Below are 21,448 nucleotides of genomic sequence, written 5' to 3'. Positions count from 1 at the left end.
CCATGAACACCACCACTGTCTCTCCGTCCGCGCTCCAGTTGCCTGCCGACATGCCTGCTGCGGCACGCCATGGACTGCGCCTGTTGCAGAGCCTGCAGCGCGGCACGCTGCACCTGGAGCTGCCCGATGGCAACGTGTTGCAGTTGGGCAGTGGCCAGCACCCGCATGCCAGCATGCGCCTGCACAACTGGAGGGTGTTTGGTGCCGTGCTGCGCTCGGGTGATATTGGCCTGGCGGAGAGCTACATCGCCCAGGATTGGACAACGTCCCACCTGGCCGACCTCTTGCGGCTGTTGATCGACAACCGTGGCACCCTGGAATCGCTGGTCTACGGCGGCTGGTGGGGACGACTGGCGTACCGCCTGCGTCACCTGCTCCACCGCAACACCCGTGCCGGGAGCCGGCGCAACATCCATGCGCACTACGACCTGGGCAACGCCTTCTACGCGCTGTGGCTTGACCCGAGCATGAATTACTCCAGTGCATGGTTCCAGGGCAACCTGGGGGGTGACCTGACCCAGGCGCAGCATGCCAAAGTACGCCGCGCCCTGTACAGCGCGGGCGTGCAGCCCGGCCACCAGGTGCTGGAGATCGGTTGTGGCTGGGGCGCTCTGGCAGAGATGGCTGCTAAAGAGTTCCGGGCGCAGGTGACCGGGGTAACGCTGTCCACCGAGCAATTGGCCTGGGGTCAAGCGCGCATGCAGGCCGCGTGCCTGACCGACCAGGTGGATTTGCGGCTGCAGGACTACCGCGATATTCAGGATGGCCCGTTTGATGCCATCTGCTCCATCGAAATGGTCGAGGCCGTGGGCCAGGCCTATTGGCCCAGCTACTTTGGTGCCGTGGCGCGCTTGCTCAAGCCGGGCGGGCGCGCCTGCGTACAAAGCATCGTGATCGACGACGCGCTGTTCGAACGCTATGTGCAGGGCACCGATTTCATCCAGCAGTACATCTTCCCGGGCGGCTGCCTGCCCAGCCCGTCGCGTCTTCGCGCTGCCGCACAGGATGCGGGTCTGCGGGTGGTGGAAGAGTTTGCCTTTGGCCGTGATTACGCCGAAACCCTGCGCCGCTGGCACCAGCGCTTCGTCCAGCAGCGAGCCCAGGTACAGGCCCAGGGGTTTGATGCGTCTTTTCAGCGCACCTGGGAGTTCTATCTGGCGTACTGCGAGGCCGCATTCGACGCACGCAGCATCGACGTCGTGCAGTACACGCTGGTGAAGGACTGAAGCGCCCCTCACGGGCAACGATCCCCGCTTTTCATGGCCCCGTACGGCCCCCTTGTTTTCAACAAGAAAATCATCATGTTCTTATCTCGAATGACGGTCGCCGCCCGCTTGTACGCGGGGTTCGGGTTGATCCTGGTCCTTTTGGTGGTGCTGACGGGCATCGCCCTGGTGAAGGTGAACCGCATTGACCAGGCGCTGCGAGCCAACAACGACATCCACGTGCAGGTGCAGCGCTACGCCATCAACTTCCGTGGCTCGGCCCATGACCGCTCCATCGCCGTGCGCGACGTGGTGCTGAGTCCGTCCCCCGCCGAGCGCGACCGGGAGATCGCCACCATCGCTGCGCTGGCGGACTTTTACGCCCAGTCGGCTGCGCCGCTGGAAAAGCTCATCACCCGCAAAGGCGCAGCCCCTGAACTGGGGCAGCTGTATGCCGATATTCGCAGCGCTGAATCCAAGGCCGTGGCCACCACTCAGGCCATCATTGCCCAGGTGCTGGCGGGCGATGCCGCTGCGGCACAAACCCTGTGGACGCAGGCCAAGCCGCAATACGTGCAATGGCTGGCAACCATCAACAAGCTCATCGACTTCAAGGAAGCGCGCATCCAGACGACCAACCAGGGCGCCATGGACGAGGCGGGCAGCTTCCTCGGCGTGATGTTCTCGGCGCTGCTGCTGGCGTTGGTGCTCAGCGTGGCGGTGGCTTGGAGCGTGGCGCGCAGCATCGTGCATCAGCTCGGGGCCGAACCCGCAGCGCTGGCCGACGTGGCCAGCCTCGTGGCGCAGGGCAACCTGCGGCCGGTGACCGGCGCTGCCCAGGCGCAGCCGGGGAGTGTGCTGGCATCGCTGGGGGCGATGCAGGCCAGTCTGGCGCGCGTGGTAGGCCACGTGCGCCAGGCGTCGAACGCCGTCACCGTGGGTTCTGAAGAGATTGCCAGCGGCAACGCCGGGCTGCTGCAGCGCACCGAAGAGCAGGCCTCGAACCTGCAGCAGGCCGCCGCGTCCATGGAGCAGATGACCGCTTCGGTGAGGAATAACGCCGACTCGGCCCGCCAGGCCACCCAGGTCGCGGCCTCCGCCAGCCAGGCGGCCCACAAGGGCGGCGCGGTGGTGGCCCAAGTGGTCAGCACCATGGAGGAGATCACGGCCAGCAGCCACAAGATGGCCGACATCATCGGCGTGATTGACTCGATTGCGTTCCAGACCAACATTCTCGCGCTCAACGCTGCCGTAGAGGCTGCGCGCGCCGGTGAGCAGGGCCGCGGCTTTGCCGTGGTGGCCGGCGAAGTGCGGGCGCTGGCGCAGCGCAGCGCCGACGCTGCCAAGGAGATCAAAGGACTGATTGACAGCAGTGTGGCCAAGGTGGAGCAGGGCGCGCGCCTGGTGGGCGACGCAGGAGCCACCATGACCGACATCGTGGAGCAGGCCCAGCGCGTGGCGGGCCTGATTGCGGAAATCAGCACCGCCACCGCTGAGCAGACCGACGGTATTGCCCAGGTGGGCAACGCCGTGACCCATCTCGACCAGGCCACCCAGCAAAACGCGGCCATGGTGGAGCAAAGCGCCGCGGCTGCACAAACCCTGAAGCAGCAGGCTGCGCAACTGGCCGAGGCCGTCAGTGTGTTCCGCTTGGCGCAGGACGCAGGCGGTGGTGCACCGGTGCCCGTGGTGCGCCGCACTTCCCCCGTGGTGACTGCTGCACCCTCTGCCTTGCGGCTCGGGGGCGAGGCTGCGGCTTCTGTTGCATATTAAAACGATAGCGGCTAGCGCCTGATACATATGCCCTGGAGCCAAATTTCATCCTTGAAGCGCTGGGCTTTTGCAGGCGGTGCGGCCTTGGCCTTGGTGGTGGCTTCGGCCAATCCCATGGCCGGACAGGACGGTGGCGCTGCCCCCGTCTGGGTGCGGCAATCCCTGACGGGGGCCACCCTGGCGGGGGAAGGGCAGATGCGATTTCTTGGATTGCGCATCTACGACGCGCGGCTGTGGGTCACGCCCGGTTTTGACGCCAGCCGCTTTGGTGCGCACCCGCTGGCGCTGGAGTTGACCTACCACCGTGGCTTCACCGGCGCGGCCATTGCCCAGCGCTCTGTGGAGGAAATGCAGCGCCAGGCGAGCGTTCCTTCTGACCAGGCCGAGCGCTGGCAGCAGCGCCTGGCGGCCGTAATTCCCGACGTGCAGCCGGGCGAGCGGCTCACCGGCCTGTACCAGCCGGGCCAAGGCATGCGTCTGTGGCGTGGCAGCCAGGAGCTGGCAGCGATTGACGATGCGGAGCTGGCGCGCCTGTTCTTTGGCATCTGGTTGTCACCGCAGACCTCAGAGCCGGGCCTGCGCAGTGCCTTGCTGGCCCGAACCGCCGGCAGAGCGGCACCATGACTCCCCTGGCTGCCCCCGCGCGTGCGGTTCCGCTGCCACGCTGGTGGTCCGGGCCGGCCTATGGCTTGCTCGGTCTGCCGCTGGCCTTTGTGGCCTTGCCGCTGTATGTGGTCTTGCCGCATTACTACGCCACGGAGTTGGCCTTGCCGTTGGCCAGTGTGGGTGCCTTGCTGATGCTGGTTCGCCTGCTGGATGCGGCAGCCGAGCCCCTGCTGGGGCGCTTGAGCGACCGCCTGTACCAGGGCCCGCTGCGTGCGGTGCTGTGGGTGGCTGGGGGCTCGGCCCTGGTGCAGGTGCTGGGGCTGGCGGGGCTGTTCTTTCCCGCAGTGCAAGGACCGCAGGCGCTGGCGGCGTGGATGGTGGCAGGGTTGTTGGTGACCTGCCTGGCGCACAGCCAGTTGGTGATTGCGCACCAGGCCTGGGGCGTGCGTCTGGGCGGCGATGCGCTGCAGCGCAGCCGTGTCGTGGCCTGGCGCGAGGGTCCGGGGCTGATCGGCGTGGTCATGGCCAGTGCGTTGTCGGTGGCCTGGGGCGCCGGGCCCATGCTGGTGGTGTTCGCGCTGAGCTTGCTGGCCGGGTGGCTGGCCCTGTGGTGGGCGCCGCGTCCTGCAGCACCTGCGCAGCGGGATTTATCTGCCGCTTTTGCCTGGGCCACGGTCTGGCAACCCTTGCGCCAGCCAGCCTTTCGTCGCTTGCTGGCGGTGTTTATGTGCAACGGCATTGCCAGCGCAGTTCCAGCGGCGTTGATGCTGTTTTTTGCCCAGGACCGGTTGCAGGCCACACAGGGACACACTGCCCTGTTTCTGGTGCTGTACTTTGTCAGCGGGGCGCTGTCCATGCCAGGGTGGCTGCGTGCGGTGCGCCGCTGGGGGCTGGAGCGCACCTGGCTGGGCGGCATGCTGCTGGCGGTGGCCTGTTTTGGCTGGACGACGTTTCTGGGCAGCGGGCAGATTGCGGCCTTTGCGTGGATTTGTGCGCTGTCCGGCATCGCCCTGGGGGCCGATCTGGCATTGCCCGGCGCCTTGCTGGCCCGTTTGGTGGAGCGTCAAGGGGCTCAGGGCCGCAGTGAAGGGGTGTACCTCGGGTGGTGGAACCTGGCCACCAAACTGAACCTGGCCCTGGCCGCAGGTGCGGCGCTGCCGTTGCTGCAGGGGGTCGGCTACAGCCCCGGCACCCAGGATGCCCAAGCGCTCCAGCGCCTGTCCTGGGCCTACGCGCTGCTGCCTTGTGCCCTCAAGCTTGTGGCGGTGGGCTTGCTGTACCACCTGCTGATTCGCCCATTCCCGCTGTTGCATGACCAAGGAGTTTCCCCATGAACACCCGCCGCCACGCCTTGCTGGGCTTGCTCGCGGGCACTGCCGTGTTGACCGGCTGTGCCAGCCCCCAGGTGAGCGATTACGCCCAGGAGCGTCCACAGCTGGAGCTGGACCGCTACTTCAACGGCCGCATCCTGGCCCACGGCATTTTTCAGCAACGAGGCGGCGAGGTGGTGCGCCGCTTCACCGTGGTGATGGACTGCCATTGGGAGGGCCATCAAGGCGTGCTGGACGAGGCCTTCACCTATTCGGACGGCAGCACCCAGCGCCGTATCTGGCGCCTGACCAAGCATGCCGATGGGCGCTACACCGGCACCGCCGACGATGTCGTGGGCGAGGCACAGGGCCAGACCTCGGGTAATGCGTTCCGCTGGAACTACACGCTGCGCCTGCCGGTGGATGGCAAGGAGTACGAGGTGCAGTTCGACGACTGGATGTTCCTCGTCGATGACCGGGTGATGCTCAACCGGGCCACGATGAGCAAGTTCGGCCTCACCCTGGGTGAAGTGCTGCTGTCGTTCACCAAGCCATAAGGAACCACGCTGTGCCCTTGAACCTTGCCATCACCGACTGGCGCGGCAAGCGTGTGTGGCTGGTAGGCGCCTCCAGTGGCATTGGCCGAGCCGTTGCGGCGCAGCTGCACGCCCAGGGAGCCCAGGTGATCGTGTCGGCTCGTCAGCAGGCGCTGCTGGAATCGTTCACGCAGCAGCACCCGGGCAGCCAGGCGCTGGTGCTGGATGTGACCGATGCCGAGGCGGTGCAACATGCCGCCACGCACCTGCAGGCCGAGGCCCCGCTGGATATGGTGTGCTACTGCGCCGGCCACTACACCCCCATGCGCGCCGACGCGTTGGCGCTGCCTGAACTGCTGCGCCATCTGCAGGTCAATCTGACGGGGGCACTGCATGTGCTGGCCGCTGTGGTGCCGGGCCTGTTGGCATCGGCTCAGGCCGGGCGTGCGCCCCACCTGAGCCTGGTGGCCAGCGTGGCGGGATGGCGCGGCCTGCCGCAGAGCCTGGCCTATGGACCGACCAAGGCCGCGCTCATCAACCTGGCGGAAACGCTGTTCCTCGACCTGCGCCCGCTGGGCGTGGGAGTGAGTGTGGTGAACCCCGGTTTTGTCGATACGCCGCTAACGCGCCAGAACGACTTCGCCATGCCCGCGTTGCTCACGCCGGAGCAGGCGGCCCAGGCCATGCTGCGCGGCTGGGCGCGGGGTGACTTCGAGCTGCACTTTCCGCGCCGCTTCACGCTGTGGCTCAAGCTGCTGCGTGTGCTGCCATACCGCTGGTACTTCCCGCTGGTCCACCGTATGACCGGGCTGTGACACATGAACCCATCTCCAGATACCCACGCTTGCGCCACTCGGCTGGTGCAGTTCTATGAGCAGTTGGCCCCCGTTCAACTGGCGCATCTGGGGGACTACTACGCCCCCGGTGCGCGCTTCAAAGACCCGTTCAATGATGTGCAGGGCGTGCCCGCCATCCGCGCCATCTTTGCCCACATGTTCGAGAACCTGGAGCAGCCGCGCTTTGTCGTGACACAGCAGCTGGTACAGGGCGATCGGGCCTTTTTGCAGTGGGAGTTTCACTTTCGCATGAAGCGCTTGCGCGCGCAGGTGCCCCAATGCATCCACGGCGGCACGCTGGTGCATTTCGATGCCCTGGGCCGTGTGACGCTGCATCGCGACTATTGGGATGCAGCCGAAGAGCTCTATGAGAAGCTGCCCATACTGGGGGCTCTGATGCGCTGGCTGCGCCAAGCGGGGGCGGCCCCTGCGAGGGCATCCCATGCGGATATCCCTGGTACGCCAAGATGATTCGACGTTATGCTGTGGCGATCCTCACAACCGCAAGCTACATGGGCGCACGCACATGAGATTTATGTGGCCAATGGTTCCTCAGGCCAGAAGCGTTCAGGTCATCAGCGACAATTCACGGCATGTCTGACACCGCTACCCCTGACGCGCCCGTGCTTGCCAAATCCGACCAGAACCTTGTCTGGCTGGACTGTGAAATGACCGGGTTGAACCCCGAAACCGATCGCTTGCTGGAGATCGCCGTGGTCGTCACCGGTCCCGGCCTGGAGCCCCGCATTGAAGGCCCCGTGTTCGCCATCCACCAGTCCGATGCGCTGCTCGACGGCATGGATGCCTGGAACAAGGGTACGCATGGCCGCAGCGGCCTGATTGACAAGGTGCGGGCCTCCACCGTCACCGAGGCCGAGGCCGAGCAGGAGGTTATCGCCTTCCTGTCGCGTTACGTGGCCAAGGGCACGGCGCCCATGTGCGGCAACAGCATCGGGCAGGACCGGCGCTTTCTGGTGAAGTACATGCCCAAGCTGGAGGCCTTCTTCCACTACCGCAACGTGGACGTGAGCACGCTCAAGGAACTGGCCAAACGCTGGAAGCCCGAGGCCTACAACTCCTTCAAGAAGGCGCAGCGCCATACGGCCCTGGCCGATGTGCACGAATCCATCGACGAACTGCAGCATTACCGATCGCACCTGCTGGCGGTATAAGCCTTGCCGATTTGCGGGAAAACCCGAATCGTGCGAGAATCTGCGGCTTGCGTGAAAACTGCTGGGCCTGAGGCGGCCCAAGTGCTTCGCGCAATCTGTGCGCATCTCCCTTCTCACACCGGGCTGCAGGCTTTTTGAGCGTTTACCGCTCGGTCCCCTGCGTCAATGGCCCACCAGCCCAGCCGCTTGCTGGCGCCGGTTTCGTTGGATGGTTGATGTTTTGATGAACCACTGACGGAAGCCTGCGCGGGTTGCACCCGCGCGCTTATCTATTACATGACAGACACCGTGCAAGTGCAGGGCGAGTTCGCGCCTGCCCAATCCTCTATGGCCGCTTCGATCGAGGCGCCTGCCACCACCACCCCGGCTGAGCCCAATGGCTTTGTAGAACTGGGCCTTGCGCCCGAGTTGGTACAGGCCGTGGCCGACCTGGGCTATACCCGCCCCACGCAGGTGCAGGACCGCGCCATTCCCCTGGCCATGGGGGCGGAGGGTGATGACCACTTCATCGACCTGATGGTTTCCAGCCAGACCGGCAGCGGCAAGACGGCAGCCTTTCTGCTGCCCGTGCTGCACACGCTGATTCGCCAGCAGGCCGAGGCCGAGGCCGCCGCGCGTGCCGAGTTCGAGCGTGCCGCCGCTGAAGCGGCCGAGCGCGGCGAGGCAGCCCCGAAGCGCCCCAAGCGCAAGAACCCCACGCAGCCGCGCAACTTCAAGGCCGCCACGCCTGGCGCCCTGGTGCTGTGCCCCACGCGCGAACTGGCGCAGCAGGTGGCGCATGACGCCATCGAACTGGTCAAGCACTGCAAGGGCCTGCGCATCGCCAACGTGGTGGGCGGCATGCCTTATCAGCTGCAGATCGCCAAGCTGCAGAACGCCAACCTGGTGGTGGCCACGCCCGGCCGCCTGCTGGACCTGCAGCGCTCACAGCAGATCAAGCTGGAGCAGGTGCAATTCCTGGTGGTCGACGAAGCCGACCGCATGCTGGACCTGGGCTTCTCCGACGATCTGGCCGAGATCAACCAGCTCACGGCCCAGCGCAAGCAGACCATGATGTTCAGCGCCACCTTCGCGCCGCGCATCCAGCAGTTGGCCATGCGCGTGATGCACGACAACGGCGCCAGCGTGAAGAAGCTGACCATCGACTCGCCCCAGGAAAAGCACGCCAACATCAAGCAGATGCTGTACTGGGCCGACAATGCCCAGCACAAGCGCAAGCTGCTGGACCACTGGCTGCGCGACACCGGCATCAACCAGGCCGTGGTGTTCGCCAGCACGCAGGTCGAGTGCGATGGCCTGGCCAACGACCTGCAGCAAGAGGGCTTCTCGGCCGTGGCCCTGCACGGCGCCCTGAGCCAGGGCCTGCGCAACCGCCGCCTGATGGCGCTACGCAATGGCCAGGTGCAGATTCTGGTGGCCACCGATGTGGCCGCACGCGGCATCGACGTGCCCACCATCACCCACGTCTTCAACTTCGGCCTGCCGATGAAGGCCGAGGACTACACGCACCGCATCGGCCGCACGGGCCGTGCCGGCCGCGACGGCATCGCCGTGACCTTTGCCGAGTTCCGCGACCGCCGCAAGATCTTCGACATCGAAGGCTACAGCCGCCAGCAGTTCAAGGCCGAGGTAGTGGCCGGCCTGGAGCCGACCCAGCGCTCCCCGCAGTCGCGCCCCGACTTCGGCGGCGGCCGGGGCCGCGAGGGCGGCGGTGGACGTGGGCGCGATCAGCGCTTTGGTCGCGGCGGCAATGACCGTGGCTTTGGTGACCGCGGCGGCAACGATCGCGGCTACGGCGATCGCGGTGGTTTCGGTGACCGCAATGGCTTCAATGACCGTGGCGGCTTCAACGACCGCGGTGGTTTTGGCGACCGTGGTGGTTTCAATGATCGCGGCGGCAACCACGACCGTGGCTTCGGCGATCGCGGCGGCTTTGGTGACCGTGGCGCACGCGGCCCGGCGCGCCCGGCCGAGGGCTACGGCGCTGGCGCGCCGCGTGGCGATCGCGGTGGCTACGGCGGCCGCCGTGATGGCGAAGGCTATGGCCGCAAGAGCGGCTTTGGGGACACGGGTCGTTTGGGCGCCGGCCGTGGCGATGCGGCAGGTGCCGCACCGCGCGGCGACTTCGGTGGCCGCAAGCCCGCGTTCGCCAAGCCCCAGGGCGGTGCCGGCAAGCCGTTCACGCCCCACGACGCACGCAAGCGCCCGGCCCGTCCGGCACGCTGATCGCGCCGCCGGCCGTACACATCCGGCATGACCAGAGGCCAGCTCCGCAAGGGGTTGGCCTTTTTTTGTTGCTCCGGCGAGGCTCAGGTGTGCGTGGCCGTGCGCCCGATCTCGGGCCAGCGGTGGTGCAGGTAGATCCACGCCACCAGGCCCACGCACATCATCAGCAGCGAGGCCGTGGCCAGCAGCACGGTGGATTGCATCACCAGCGGCGCCACGACGCCCGCCACCAGCCCGTTGGCCGTGGCGCCCACGAAGGACTGCAGCGACGACGCCATGCCACGCCGCTGCGGGAACAGGTCCAGCACCAGCAGCGTGACCACGGGCACCATCAGCGCCCAGCCGAACGAGAAGATGCCCAGGGGCCACAGGGCCCAGGACGCATGGGGCTGCAGCAGCAGGTTGGCGAGCAGGTTCAGCAGCGAGATGGCCAGCATGATCACGAAGCCGTGGCGGATCTGCCGCTTGGGCGCGATGCGGCCCGCCAGCCGCCCGCTCACCCAGGCTCCGCCCATGATGCCGGAGATGGTGATCAGGAACATCCAGAAGAACTGCGTGGGCCCCAGGCCCAGGAGGTCGCCCAGGAAGGCCGGGGCCGACAGCACATACAGGAACATGCCGTTGAACGGCACGCCGCTGGCCAACGCCAGCAGCACGAAGCGCGGGCTGGTGCCCAGCTCCCAGTAGCCGCGCAGCAGGTGGGCCAGGTGGATGGGTTGGCGGTCCAGGGGCGGCAGGGATTCGGGCAGCAGTCGCCAGTTGGCCACCCACAGGCATGCGCCCACGCCGGTGAGGAACCAGAACACGCTGTGCCAGCCCAGGTACACCGAGAGCCAGCCGCCCACGATGGGCGCGATGGCCGGCGCCACGCCGAAGAAGATGGTCACCTGGCTCATGACCTGCTGGGCCTGCGCCGGCGGGAACATGTCGCGTATCACCGCGCGCGACACCACGATGCCCGCGCCCGCCGACAGCCCTTGCAGCGCGCGGAACATCACCAACTGGCCGATGTTCTGCGACAGCGCGCAGCCGGCCGAGGCCAGCGTGAACACCGCCAGCCCCCACAGCACCACGGGCCGGCGGCCCAGGCTGTCCGACAGCGCGCCGTGGAACAGCGTCATGAAGGCAAAGCCGAACAGGTAGGCCGACAGCGTCTGCTGCATCTGCACCGGCGTGGCGCCCAGGGCGCTGGCCATCGCGGGGAAGGCGGGCAGGTAGGTGTCGATGGAGAACGGCCCCACCATGCCCAGCAGGGCCAGCAGGATGGCCAGGGTCCAGCGCGGGGCGCGCCAGAGGTCTTGGGCGTTGGGGTGCATGAAGAGGTGTGAGGGCGAGAGGGGCGCGCGGCCCCCCGGGGCGCCGCGCAAAGCAGCGGATTATCGGCCAAGCCCCGGCAGAGGCGCTTGCTCTGCGGCGATACTGAGTGCTATAAAAATAATAGCTTATTGCGCTTGCTGTATAAGGGCTGGAGGCCAAAAACAATCAAGGGCAGCGCGGCATTGGCCGCACTGCCCTTGTCCGATCGCGCGTGGGCGTCAGTGGCCGTGCTTGCCGTGGCCCATGGCCGGCGCGGCCGTGGCGTTCACCGCCCGCACGGGCGCCTGCACCTCCTGCGTTTCGCGTTTGCCATCCTTGCCCTCGAAGACCAGGGTCAGCGGCACCGTCGAGCCCTGGGCCACGGGCTGCTTCAGGTCCAGCAGCATGATGTGGTAGCCGCCGGGCCTGAGCTCCACGGCCTGGCCGGCTGGCAGCGCCAGCGTGGGGATGGCGCGCATCTTCATCACGTCATCCACCAGCTTCATCTCGTGGACTTCGGCCACCCCGGCCGCGGGGCTGCTGACGCCGACCAGACGCGTGTCCTGCGTGGCAGTCAGGCGCATAAAGGCTCCCGTGGCCTTTTGCTGAGGCACGGCGGCGCGCACCCACGCGTCTTGCACCGTGACCTGTGCATGGGCCAGACCGGCGGCGAGCAGGGCAGCGGCGAGTGCGAGGCGGGAGGTAATCGTTGTGGAGAACATGAAAAATCCTTGAATCAAAAATCGATGGGGCGGGCGGGCTGCCCCACCCGTCCATGCGGCCTAAGCGCATGCCTGGCCGGGCGCGGTGCGCGCGGATAGCAGGCCCGCCTGGGCGGCGGTCAAACCGGGGCGTGAGATGTGGGCGCCCCGGGCGGGGCGCGCGGCGGGAAGGGCGCGCGGCTGAGCGCGGGCACATGGGCCTGGCGTTCGCCAGGCGCCACGAACACGCCGGGCGCCTGGTGCACGCCGTGCAGCGGCGGCGCGTCCAGGGTGGGCAGCAGGGGCGGCAGGCACAGCGCGCAGTCCAGGCCGTGCGCGGCTGAATCGGCTGCATCGGCGGCGTCGTTGCCGCCGGCCCGCACCCAGCGCTCCTCGCCCGATGCGGTGCAGACGCGCTCCAGGTGGCCCGCCTGCATGAAGGGCGCGGCCGTGGCGACGCCCAGCGACACGGCAAAGCACGCCAACAACAGGCGTGCCAGACGTGCCAGGTGGCGGGCGTTGCGCGGGACGGGCATGGTGGTGCGCATTATCGGCGGGCGGCGAAGCGCAGGCCAGTCCGCTGGTGGCCGCGCACCCAGGAAGGGTTGCGCCCCCGGGCCGCCAGGGCACGGGGGCTGCGCGTTACGGCTGGCCGGTGTCAGGGCACCAGCACGGCCACCGGTGTGGACCGCGGCCCCTCGTTGCCCGCGCTGTCGATCATGGCCACCTGGTAGCTGTGACTGCCGCTGGGGGCCGATGCATCGGTGTAGCTGGCGCCTGCGGTGACGGTGGCGATTGCCACGCCGTTGCGGTACACGCGGTAGGCCGATGCGCCGGCATGGAGGAAGGACTGCTTGACGGCCTGCATCGGCGGGTTGGTGCCCTGCGGGTGCAGGTGGCCAAAGTTCACGGTCCACACCAGGGTGCCGCCCAGGCCCTGTTCGCGCACCCATTTGCCCTTCTCGGCGATGGAGCGCTCGTCCTCATAGCTCAGGAAGGTGACGGGTGCGTCGTCGGCCCGCCACCAGGGCTGGGCGTAGCTGATGTAGCTTTGCTTGGCCACGTCGTCCCAGTGGTAGGCGGCGCCGGGCTGGCCGAAGGCGTTTTCCGCCACCAGCCGCTGGTAGTTGTTCACCGTATCGAAACCGTTGGCTCCCCACCCTTCCATGCCTGCGGTACTCTGGCGCGGGCCGCTCACGGGCCGGTTGTAGAACAGGCCGTACAGGCCGATGCCAATGCCCAGCTTGGCGCGGGGCACGCCGGCGTCCAGGTAGATCTGCACGGTGGAGGCGATGGAGGTGGGGTGGTTGCTGCCCTCGCCGAAGAGGGGCGAGTGGTGCCACGACAGCCAGCCCGGCCAGCTGCCGGCCATGGAGTAGGTCATGAGGTTGAAGCGGTCCACCACCGAGGCCACCGCCGCGTGCCAGGGGGTGATGTCGTTTTGCCCCACGTTCACCCAGAAGCCGGGCCAGCTGATCTCCAGCGGGGTGGCCTGGTAGCGCGGGCGCTGTTGCGACGCGGCGCGCAGCTCGCGCAGCAGGGCCAGGGCCTGGGCGCGGCCCTCGGGGGTGTCCAGCTCTTCCTCCCAGTCGATGTCCACGCCGTCGTAGTTCTTCTGCTCGGCCTTGTCCAGGATCTGGCGGATGAAGCCCGCGCGCAGCGCCGGGTCGGTCGTGGCGGCGATGAAGCCGGGGCCGTCGCCATCGCCGCCGACCATCATCACGGTCTTGATGCCCGCCACGTGGGCCTTGGCGATCAGCAGGTCTTCCACTTCATGGTGCGCGTTGTCCGCGCCCTCCACCAGTTCGCCCGCCTGCCCGCCCAGCGGGCCGGTGCCCGGCGCATAGCGGCCGAAGACGAAGTGCGTCATGGTGCTCATGTCCACGGCCTCGGGCGGGTAGTCCCGCCAGGACCAGCCGGCGTAGTAGCCATAGACCCACTTGCCGCTGTGGGTGACGGGGTTCCAGCCCAGGCGCACGCCCTGCGGCGTGGCCGTGGCGTTCACGCCGCCGACCTGCGGCAGCGGGTTGACGGCATCCACCGCCACCTGGGCCGTGGCGCTGGCGGTCTGGCCCGCGCCGTTGTCGCAGGTCAGGGTGTAGGCCGTGCTGGCGGCGGGGCGCACCAGTTCATCGCCCGCCGGTGGGCGCGGGCCGCTCCAGCCGCCCGACGCGGTGCAGGCTGCCGCACCGCTGGTCTGCCAGGCCAGGCGGGCGCTGTCGCCGGGGTGCACGCGCGCTGGCGTGGCGTTGAAGCCGGTGATGACGGGCGGCGCGGGCGGCGGCCCGCCGCGCACCGTGACGGTGGCCGACGCGCTGGCGGCGTCGCCCTGCGCGTTGCGGCAGGTCAGGCCGTAGGTGGTCGTGGCCTGGGGGCGCACGCTGGCGCTGCCGCGGGGCGCCTGGTCGCCGCTCCAGCCGCCGGTGGCGGTGCAGGCGGTGGCGTTGTCGGCGCTCCAGGCCAGGATGCTGGTGCCGCCCGCGTCCACCGTGGCGGGTTGCGCCGTGAAGGACTGGATCTGCGGCGGCGCGGGCGGCGGCGGGGCCGCGTCTTGCTCGATCACCAACTGGGCGAGGCCTTCTCCGCCCGACTCGAAATACTCCATGCGCACCGTGTGGTCGCCGGCCGCCAGCGGCACGGAGGCCGTGTCCATGGTGATGCCGTGCTCGGTCCAGTTGTCGATCACCGCGCGGTCATTGACGAAGACGCGCACGCCGTCGTCGGTGAAGGTGACGAACTTGGCCGTGCCCGCCGCGAAGGGCAGCGTGGCCGTCCAACGTGCGGAGAAACCATCTACCGGCAGCAGGGTCGGGTCGGGGCTGCCGTTGCTGCCGGCCCAGTAACGGTCGATGGGGCCGCTCTCGCAGCGCTGCAGCGCGGGCGGTCCCGACAGCGCCGTGTTGGGAAAGTACTCGGCCAGCCACTGGCCGGGCGCGCAGGTGTGGGCGAACGCGTGGGCGCCTGTCAGCAGCAGCGATGCGCCCGCTGCGCGCAGCGCCAGGCGCGCGCTCAAGGCAAGGGGCCGGCCGGATGGAGCGGCCGTTCGAAGTGATGGCATGGAGGGTCTCCTGGGGTCAAAAAAGACGCGGCCGAGGCCGCGTGGAGGTGGCAAAAAATGTCGGAAGATTTCGAAAGGGCGAAGCGGCTATGGGGCGAACCCGTGCACCCAAAAAAGCGATGAAATGGCCTGTGGCGCCCATGCTGCAAGCGTGAATTGCTATTGTTTTTGATTAGTTGGTGGCGCGCTAGGGCAGCGGCGCGCGCCGCGCACCACCCCGGGGGGATGGGGCGTTGCAGTGCGCATACGGCGTTGACGCGCGGCGGCCAGCGTCCTAGATTCGCACCCTCGCGCCAGCACCACCGCCACCCATGCCACCGCACCGATCCGCCCGCCACGCCCTGGCCCATCTGCACCAGATGGCCGGGCTGGACCTGCAGGGCCCGCAGTTCATCGCGCCGGTGATGCAGGCGCTGCACCAGCTGGTGGCGTTCGACGCGGGCGGCTATGTGCATCCCGGCAGCGACGGGGTGCTGCAGACCTATATGGAAGACCCCTGCATCCGGGCGCGGGAGGCGGACTACTTCGACCCGCGCATCCTGCGCAACGAGAGCCAGGTGTTCCATTGCAGCCTGCGCTACCTGGGGCAGGTGACGCACCTGGGGCATGGCCCGCTGCTGCTGGAGCAGTTGCTGAAGGTGCCCTACGCCGGGATGCTGCGCAGCGACTTCTACAACGTGCTGCTGCGTCCCTCGGGCGTGACCGATTGGGTCACCCTGGCGTTGCGCGCGCCAGGGGGCGCGCAGGTGGGCACGCTGATCCTGTACCGCCACAAGGGCTCGCCGCCCTTCACGCGGGAGGACCTGCATGCCCTGGCGCCACTGCAGGCCCACCTGGCGCGCGTGCTGCAGCCCGGCGGCCCGGACGCGCAGGACGGCGAGGAGACGGGCAGCGGCCTGCTCATTGCCACGGACAAGGGCCGCCTGCAGTGGATCTCGCCCGAGGCCGAAACCCTCATGCAGCAGGCCTTCGGCTGGCGCTGGCGCGGCGCGGCGGGCGCGCTGCCTGCGCCGTTGCAGGAACTGCTGCGGCGGCTGCACGCCCCTGTGCTGCACGGAGAGCCGCCGCCCCTGCCGCAGATGCACCTTTGCAATGCGCAGGGCTGGTTCTCGCTGCGCGCCACGCGCATGGCTGCCGCCACGGGCCACCAGCCGGGCAGGCAGGCCGTGGCCCTTCACATCACGCGGCGCGTGGCGCGCGGCGCGCGGCTGCTGGCGGCGCTGCAGGCGCTGCGCCTGCCCCAGCGCCAGCAAGAGCTGGCCTGGTGGCTGGCCCGCGGCCTGCCCGAGTCGCAGATCGCCGAGCGCATGGGCATCAGCGCCAACACGGTGGTCTACCACCGGCGCCAGCTCTACAACCGGCTGGGGCTGCAGGAGCGGCAGGAACTGCTGCAACGCCTGCATCAAGGGGCCTCCAGCTCCAGCACATAGCCATCGGCGCGCAGGCGCGCGGGGTCGGCATCGGCCGTATGCGTGCCGGGGCCGCCGCGCATGCCTGCCACCAGCCAGCGGCCGCCCTGGCCGTCCAGGCTGCGCACCGGGTTCTGGCCCGCGGCGGCGGGCAGGGCCCAGCGCCGGGCGATGCGGCCTTGCGCATCCAGCACGGCCAGCAGCGGTGCGCCCTGGTCGGAAATGCTGGCGCCCGCCGGGTTCTGCCGGTAGCCCGTGGCCCCGGCGACAAGGTGGCGGCCATCGGGCAGTGCGGCGATGTCGAACAGCACGTCGTCGTCCTCCACATCCAGCACCACATGGCGCTGCAGACGGCCCGCGCCGTTCAACCAGGCGGCGAAGCCGTTCCAGCCGCCTACCTGGCCCGCCACCTTGTGGCGGCCCGCAATCGCCCAGCCCCCGCCGACGTCCGGCAGCGCGCGCAGCGCATACACCTGCGTGGGGCCGCCCGTGTCGACGAAGGTCGCACCCAGGTTCTGGCCCTGGCCGTCCAGCCGGGTGACGATGGCGCCATAGTCCGGCAGCACGGGTGGCGGCCTGGGGTCGAGCGGAACACGGGTGAAGAAGTGGGCCGCATGCGCCGCGAACGCGCCGTTGTGCGGCGCGGCAGGCACGGCCACGGCGATGTCGCCCCGCGCATTGGTGGCCAGCAGCACCTGGAAATGGTTGACCAGCTGGCCGTAGGTGTCATGGCTGCCGCTGGTGAGGTGGCGTGACATCACCGTCGTGCCCGGTTCCACCATGCTGCGCCAGCGTTGTGTATAGCCCTGCGCGCCGTGCGTGTAGCGGTAGGCCACTACCGCGTGGCGGCCGGTGCGCAGCGCCACGGCCAGGTCTTCGCCCAGCGCGGCCAGGCGCACCGCGTCACGCGTGTGCAGGGGCAGCAGGGAGGTGTCGTCCTTGATGCCGCCCTGGCCGTAGTACGGGTCGTGCGGCGCATGGTCGTCGGCCAGCGGTGTCTCGCTGACCTTGCGTGCGCGGTCGTCCAGCCGCACCAGCCTCAGCTCCCGGCGGGAGGCCAGCACGGCCGACACCGCCCCCGAGGGGTGTTGCGCCATGTCGATGAGCGACCAGCCATCGGGCGGCGCATACACATCGCCCCCTGCGGTGCGGATGCGCCGGTGAACGGCCGCGCTGGGCGGCCCGCCGTGGTAGGGCGCGGGCGTTTCCTCCAGTGCCACATACCCGGTGGCCGAGCCCAGCACGCGCAGCACGAAACGGCCTTGCACGGCGTGGTTGATGAGCGGCGGTGGATCGGTATCACCTCCGCCGCAGGCGGCCAGCAGCAGCGCGAGGGGCAGGGTGAGCAAACGCTTCACTTGCGCCCCTTCTGGCGTGCGCGCAGCACCTCCACGTTGGCCCGCTGTGCGGGCGTAAAACCTTGCGCGCCCTTCGCGCCCGGGGCCTTCTCCACGGCCAGCGCCATGCCCGCGTGCAGCGCGGCCAGCATGGCGGTGGCGTACTCGCGGCTGCTCAGGCCATGGCGCGCCAGCGCGGCGCGTACCTGGGGGTGGGCGTCGAGCTTGCGGGCGATGTCCTCGGCGGACTGGGCATCGTCATCCTCGTCGTCGTCATCGCCTTGCTGCGGCAGGTGCTTGAGTTCGGCGGCCACCTTGTCCATGCGGTCCATCAGCGCGGGGGTGAGGCGAAACGTGGCCGGGTCGGTGCCGCCCGCGGCCCAGGCGCTGGTGACCGTGATGAGCAGCGCCATGGTGGACAGGGCAAAAAAGGCGAAGGTGGCGGTAATGAGTTTGAGCATGCTGAGAATTTCCTGGGGCCTATACATGCCGCGTCTTGGCGGGCGTGTGTGTGAAGTGGGCGTGGCACTCGTTGGCGGCGTGCAGCGGGGCGGCCAGCGCCTCGGACCAGTGCAGGTCGTTCAGGCAGTTCACGTGCACCACGTCGAACGCGCCGCCAAAGGCCGCGCTGTGCCCGTGGGCGAACGGGTGCACGCCGCAATGGCGGCAAAAGCAATGCGCCATCTGCCGGGAGCCAAAGCGGTAGACCGACAGGGCCAGGTGCCCCTGCGTCAGCCGAAAGGCGCCCGGCGCCACCACCACGCCCCAGGCGCGCGTGGTGACGCAGATCGGGCAGTTGCACTGCAGGGTGCCCGCGCTCCAGTCGATGCCGGCTTCGAACCGCACGGCGCCGCAATGGCAACTGCCCTGGTAGGTGCGCTTCATTGCCCGCCCCCCGGCGCCCGCCGCCTGCGCAGCCGCATCGCGCCCAGACCGGCCGCACCCGCACCCAGCAGTGACAGGGCGGGCAGGCCCAGGGCCGGGACGGCCTGCACGCTGCCAGGGCCAGGGCCGGGGTTGGGGGTGGCGCGGGGCGTGGCCGTGACTTGGTTGGACGGGGCCGATGGGCGGCTGCGCGGCGCGGCGGCCGTGACCACGAAGGTGTAGGGCTGGTCGTTGACCAGGCCTGTCACGGTGCAACTCGTGACGGGGTGGTCCACAGTGCAGGCTCTTGCGAAGCCGTCGTTGCCGTAGGTGTAGGCTGTGTAGCTCAGGGGGGCGGCACTGCCCACGGGCGCTTGCCAGCTCACTGCTACCTGCCCGTTGCCAGCCTGGGCTGTGGCGCCCGTGGGTGAACCGGGGGACTGTGGCAGCGGCGCCAGAGGTGTATCGTCGCACGCGCCGGCAACGGCGATGGGGCTGCTCCAGCCGCCGGGGCTCATGTTGACTCCGCCAGCGGCGTCGCTCACTCTGAGGAGAGGATTTGCGCCACCGCCGTACGACAGCACGCGGTCGTCGGCTGAAGCCCCACGTAGTGCGAAGGGGGGCTGCAGGGCGAGGCCTGTGACACTGTATTGGCCTGCCTGTATGTAATACACCGCGAGCTCCGCAAACATCCGAGTCATGACGCCTGTCGCGCTGGTCTGGAGTTCATTGGTGAGATGGGCGGGTGGGCTTGCTGCCAAGTCCACCGTCAGGCTGGCGGTGGCCCCGGTGTTGAAGCGCAACAGCGCGCAGGTCAGTTGCTGCTGCGTCCACGTCTGCCCGTTGGCGCTGTTGCCCTGGTTGTCCATGATGAGCGTGATGGAGTAGGGCTCACCGACGTTGGCGCCGGGAATGCTGGATGGGCCGATGGTGCCGTGGTGGGTGGTGGCAAACGGTGCGGCGTGGGCTGCGGCGCCGGCGGCCAGCAGCGCGGTGGCCAGGAGGTGGGTACGGTGTTTCATGATCAAAATGGGCTGAGAGCCTTTTGGTTATTGCGTGAAAAGCTATTGATTCAGGAGCGGCGGCGAAGCCGCAGCGCGCCCAGAACGGCCGCACCGGCGCCCAGCAGTGCCAGGGCGGGCAGGCCCAGGGCAGGTACGGCTTGAACGTCGCCGAGCCCGTGGGTCGCGCGTGGCGTGGCCGTTACCTGGTTGGACGGGAGCGATGGGCGGCTGCCCGGTGCGGTGGCCGTGACCGCGAAGGTGTAGGCGAAGTCGTTGATCAGGGGCGCAACGGTGCAACTGTTGGCGGGGTGATCAACGGTGCAACTGGCCAGACTGTTGGTGGCGTATACGGTGTAGCGCAAGGGCGCTGCGCTACCCGCGGGCGCTTGCCAGCGCACCGTGACCTGCTCGTTGCCGGCCTGGGCCGTCGCACCCGTAGGCGCGTCGGGCCGTGGGGGTAGCGGTGTCAGGGGCGTGTCGTCGCACGGGCCGGTAACTTGTACCGGGCTGCTCCAGCTGCCGGGGGTCATGTTGACGCCGTCGGCGGCATCCGTCACACGGCGGTAGGGGCTTGCGCCGCCGCCGTCGCGCAGGATGACGGGATTGCTTGAGGGGGGGCGCGACCAAAGGAATAGATCTGGTTGCAGGCTGAGGCCCGTGGCGCTGTACTGGCCAGCCTGTATCGAGGCGACGGAGATCATCCGGAACATCTCGGTCATGGTGCCTGTCGTGCCAGTCTGGAGCTGCCCGAACACGTTGTTGGGCGGCACCGTTACCAGACTCACCGTGAGGCGGGCAGTGGCACCAGTGTTGAAGCGCAGCACGGCGCAGGTCAGGTCTGCCCTTGTCCACGTCTGTCCGCTGGCGCTGCTGCCCTGGTTGTCCATGATGTAGGTGATGGAGTAGGGCTCTCCCGCGTTGATACCGGGAATCTCGGACGTCCCGATGGTGCCGTGGTAGGTGGTGGCAAACGGTGCGGCGTGGGCTGCGGCGCCGGCGGCCAGCAGCGCGGCGGCCAGGATGTGGAGGCGGTAAATCATGGTCAAAATGGTGTGAAAGCCTTTTGTGTATTGCGCAAGAAGCTATTGATTCAGGAGCGCCTGCGCAGCCGCAGCGCGCCCAGACAGGCCGCACCCGCACCCAGCAGTGCCAGGGCGGGCAGGCCCAGAGCCGGGACGGCCTGCACGCCGCCGGGCCTGGGGCCTGGACCGGGGCCAGGGCCTGGGTTGTTGCCGGGTGCGGCCGTCACCGGGTTGGATGGGGCCGATGGGCGGCTGCGCGGCGCGGCGGCGGTCACCACGAAGGTGTAGGGCTGGTCGTTGGCCAGGCCCGTTACCGTGCAGCTGGTGGTGGGGTGGTGCACGGTGCAGCTTCTGGGGATGCTGCCGTCGTAGGTGTGGACGGTGTAGCTCAAGGGCGGGGTGCTGCCGGCGGGGGGCCGCCAGCTCACCGTCACCTGGCCGTCGCCGGGCTGTGCCGTCACGCCCGTGGGCGTGCCAGGGGGCGGCGGCAGCGGTGCCAGGGGCGTGTCGTCGCATGCGCCAGTGACGGCCACGGGGCTGCTCCAGCTGCTGGGTGTCATGTTGACGCCGTCTGCCGCGTCGGTCGCGCTGCGGCGCGACGGGGCTGCGCCGTCGTTCAGCACGCTGCTATGTCGGATTGCTTCCAGGGCCAGGGGCGGCTGCAGGCTGACGCCCGTGGCGCTGAACTGGCCTGCCTGTATGGGGTTCACGGCGATGGTCTGGAACATCTCGGTGATGGTGCCGGCCGTGCCTGTCTGGAGCTGCGCTTGCACGACATCGGGCGGCACGGCCACCAGGTCCACCGTCAGGCGGGCAGTGGCCCCGGTGTTGAAGCGCAGCAGGACGCAGGTCAGGTGACTGGCCGTCCATGTCTGGCTGCTGGCGCTGCTGCCCAGGTTGTCCACGATGTAGGTGATGTAGTAGGGCTCTCCCGCGTTGATGCCGGGGATGGCGGACGTACCGATGTCGGGCGGGCCGATGGTGCCGTGGTAGGTGATGGCAAACGGCACAGCGTGGGCTGCGGCGCCAGAGGCCAGCAGCACGGCGGCCAGGAGGTGGGGGCGGTAATTCATGGTCAAAACAGGGTTTGAGC

20 protein-coding genes are annotated in these 21,448 nt (G+C 68.7%); 10 read left to right on the top strand and 10 right to left on the bottom strand.

Annotated elements, in window-relative coordinates; all coding sequences use genetic code 11:
* Window positions 1-2 precede the first annotated feature (2 nt).
* From BP68_RS18460 to BP68_RS18420, 9 genes are all read left to right on the top strand, one after another.
* On the top strand, window positions 3-1,226 hold the full coding sequence (locus BP68_RS18460; protein ID WP_496374508.1) for a class I SAM-dependent methyltransferase: 1,224 nt from the start codon (window positions 3-5) through the stop codon (window positions 1,224-1,226).
* Between the two features lie 75 nt (window positions 1,227-1,301).
* A complete protein-coding gene (locus BP68_RS18455; protein ID WP_496374506.1) occupies window positions 1,302-2,978 on the top strand; it encodes a methyl-accepting chemotaxis protein in 1,677 nt (558 codons plus the stop codon).
* 27 nt (window positions 2,979-3,005) lie between these two features.
* Window positions 3,006-3,602 carry a chalcone isomerase family protein gene (locus BP68_RS18450; RefSeq protein WP_496374504.1) on the top strand — a complete coding sequence of 199 codons (597 nt, stop codon included), beginning with the start codon at window positions 3,006-3,008 and terminating at the stop codon, window positions 3,600-3,602.
* Window positions 3,599-4,918: an MFS transporter gene (locus BP68_RS18445; protein ID WP_496374502.1), complete on the top strand. Its 1,320-nt coding sequence runs from the start codon at window positions 3,599-3,601 to the stop codon at window positions 4,916-4,918. The genes BP68_RS18450 and BP68_RS18445 overlap by 4 nt, the downstream gene beginning before the upstream one ends.
* Complete coding sequence (locus BP68_RS18440; RefSeq protein ID WP_496374500.1) at window positions 4,915-5,451, top strand: DUF3833 domain-containing protein; 537 nt, start codon at window positions 4,915-4,917, stop codon at window positions 5,449-5,451. The genes BP68_RS18445 and BP68_RS18440 overlap by 4 nt, the downstream gene beginning before the upstream one ends.
* An 11-nt stretch (window positions 5,452-5,462) precedes the next feature.
* Entirely contained in the window at window positions 5,463-6,245 is a 783-nt protein-coding gene (locus BP68_RS18435) for an SDR family NAD(P)-dependent oxidoreductase (RefSeq protein ID WP_496374498.1), read from the top strand.
* Window positions 6,246-6,248: 3 nt separating this feature from the next.
* A complete protein-coding gene (locus BP68_RS18430; protein ID WP_496374496.1) occupies window positions 6,249-6,737 on the top strand; it encodes a nuclear transport factor 2 family protein in 489 nt (162 codons plus the stop codon).
* Between the two features lie 122 nt (window positions 6,738-6,859).
* Window positions 6,860-7,438, top strand: coding sequence for an oligoribonuclease (gene orn / locus BP68_RS18425; RefSeq protein ID WP_496374494.1), 579 nt, complete (start codon window positions 6,860-6,862; stop codon window positions 7,436-7,438).
* A 276-nt stretch (window positions 7,439-7,714) separates the two neighbouring features.
* Window positions 7,715-9,664, top strand: coding sequence for a DEAD/DEAH box helicase (locus BP68_RS18420; RefSeq protein ID WP_496374492.1), 1,950 nt, complete (start codon window positions 7,715-7,717; stop codon window positions 9,662-9,664).
* 83 nt (window positions 9,665-9,747) lie between these two features.
* On the opposite strand, the gene BP68_RS18415 is transcribed toward BP68_RS18420, so the two are convergent.
* The 4 genes from BP68_RS18415 to BP68_RS18400 all read right to left on the bottom strand — a co-directional run bounded on the left by BP68_RS18415 (window position 9,748) and on the right by BP68_RS18400 (window position 14,719).
* Entirely contained in the window at window positions 9,748-10,980 is a 1,233-nt protein-coding gene (locus tag BP68_RS18415; RefSeq protein WP_496374490.1) for a multidrug effflux MFS transporter, read from the bottom strand.
* A 219-nt stretch (window positions 10,981-11,199) separates the two neighbouring features.
* Window positions 11,200-11,682, bottom strand: a complete 483-nt coding sequence (locus BP68_RS18410) for a copper chaperone PCu(A)C (RefSeq protein ID WP_496374488.1) — start codon at window positions 11,680-11,682, stop codon at window positions 11,200-11,202.
* Between the two features lie 119 nt (window positions 11,683-11,801).
* Window positions 11,802-12,197 carry a DUF2946 family protein gene (locus BP68_RS18405; protein WP_496374486.1) on the bottom strand — a complete coding sequence of 132 codons (396 nt, stop codon included), beginning with the start codon at window positions 12,195-12,197 and terminating at the stop codon, window positions 11,802-11,804.
* Window positions 12,198-12,319: 122 nt separating this feature from the next.
* Entirely contained in the window at window positions 12,320-14,719 is a 2,400-nt protein-coding gene (locus BP68_RS18400) for a glycosyl hydrolase family 18 protein (protein ID WP_496374484.1), read from the bottom strand.
* Between the two features lie 311 nt (window positions 14,720-15,030).
* On the opposite strand from BP68_RS18400, the gene BP68_RS18395 reads away from it, so the two are divergent.
* Window positions 15,031-16,149 carry a helix-turn-helix transcriptional regulator gene (locus BP68_RS18395; protein WP_496374482.1) on the top strand — a complete coding sequence of 373 codons (1,119 nt, stop codon included), beginning with the start codon at window positions 15,031-15,033 and terminating at the stop codon, window positions 16,147-16,149.
* On the opposite strand, the gene BP68_RS18390 is transcribed toward BP68_RS18395, so the two are convergent.
* The 6 genes from BP68_RS18390 to BP68_RS18365 are packed head-to-tail and all read right to left on the bottom strand — an operon-like array spanning window position 16,122 to window position 21,428.
* Window positions 16,122-17,486, bottom strand: coding sequence for a hypothetical protein (locus tag BP68_RS18390; protein WP_496374480.1), 1,365 nt, complete (start codon window positions 17,484-17,486; stop codon window positions 16,122-16,124). The genes BP68_RS18395 and BP68_RS18390 overlap by 28 nt on opposite strands.
* Window positions 17,483-17,926 carry a hypothetical protein gene (locus tag BP68_RS18385; protein WP_496374478.1) on the bottom strand — a complete coding sequence of 148 codons (444 nt, stop codon included), beginning with the start codon at window positions 17,924-17,926 and terminating at the stop codon, window positions 17,483-17,485. The genes BP68_RS18390 and BP68_RS18385 overlap by 4 nt, the downstream gene beginning before the upstream one ends.
* 19 nt (window positions 17,927-17,945) lie before the next feature.
* Entirely contained in the window at window positions 17,946-18,350 is a 405-nt protein-coding gene (locus BP68_RS18380; RefSeq protein ID WP_496374476.1) for a GFA family protein, read from the bottom strand.
* The gene (locus BP68_RS18375) at window positions 18,347-19,351 is read right to left on the bottom strand and encodes a fibronectin type III domain-containing protein (protein ID WP_496374474.1); all 1,005 of its coding nucleotides are present in this window, start codon (window positions 19,349-19,351) and stop codon (window positions 18,347-18,349) included. The genes BP68_RS18380 and BP68_RS18375 overlap by 4 nt, the downstream gene beginning before the upstream one ends.
* 50 nt (window positions 19,352-19,401) lie before the next feature.
* Window positions 19,402-20,373 (bottom strand): fibronectin type III domain-containing protein, encoded by a 972-nt coding sequence (locus tag BP68_RS18370; protein WP_496374472.1) that lies wholly within the window; start codon window positions 20,371-20,373, stop codon window positions 19,402-19,404.
* Window positions 20,374-20,423: 50 nt separating this feature from the next.
* Window positions 20,424-21,428 (bottom strand): fibronectin type III domain-containing protein, encoded by a 1,005-nt coding sequence (locus BP68_RS18365; protein WP_496374470.1) that lies wholly within the window; start codon window positions 21,426-21,428, stop codon window positions 20,424-20,426.
* Window positions 21,429-21,448: the final 20 nt, after the last annotated feature.

The sequence above is a fragment of the Diaphorobacter oryzae DSM 22780 genome, from assembly GCF_059568935.1.
The sequence above is the reverse complement of the archived record's forward strand: the minus strand, read 5'-3'. Positions and strand labels throughout refer to the sequence as shown.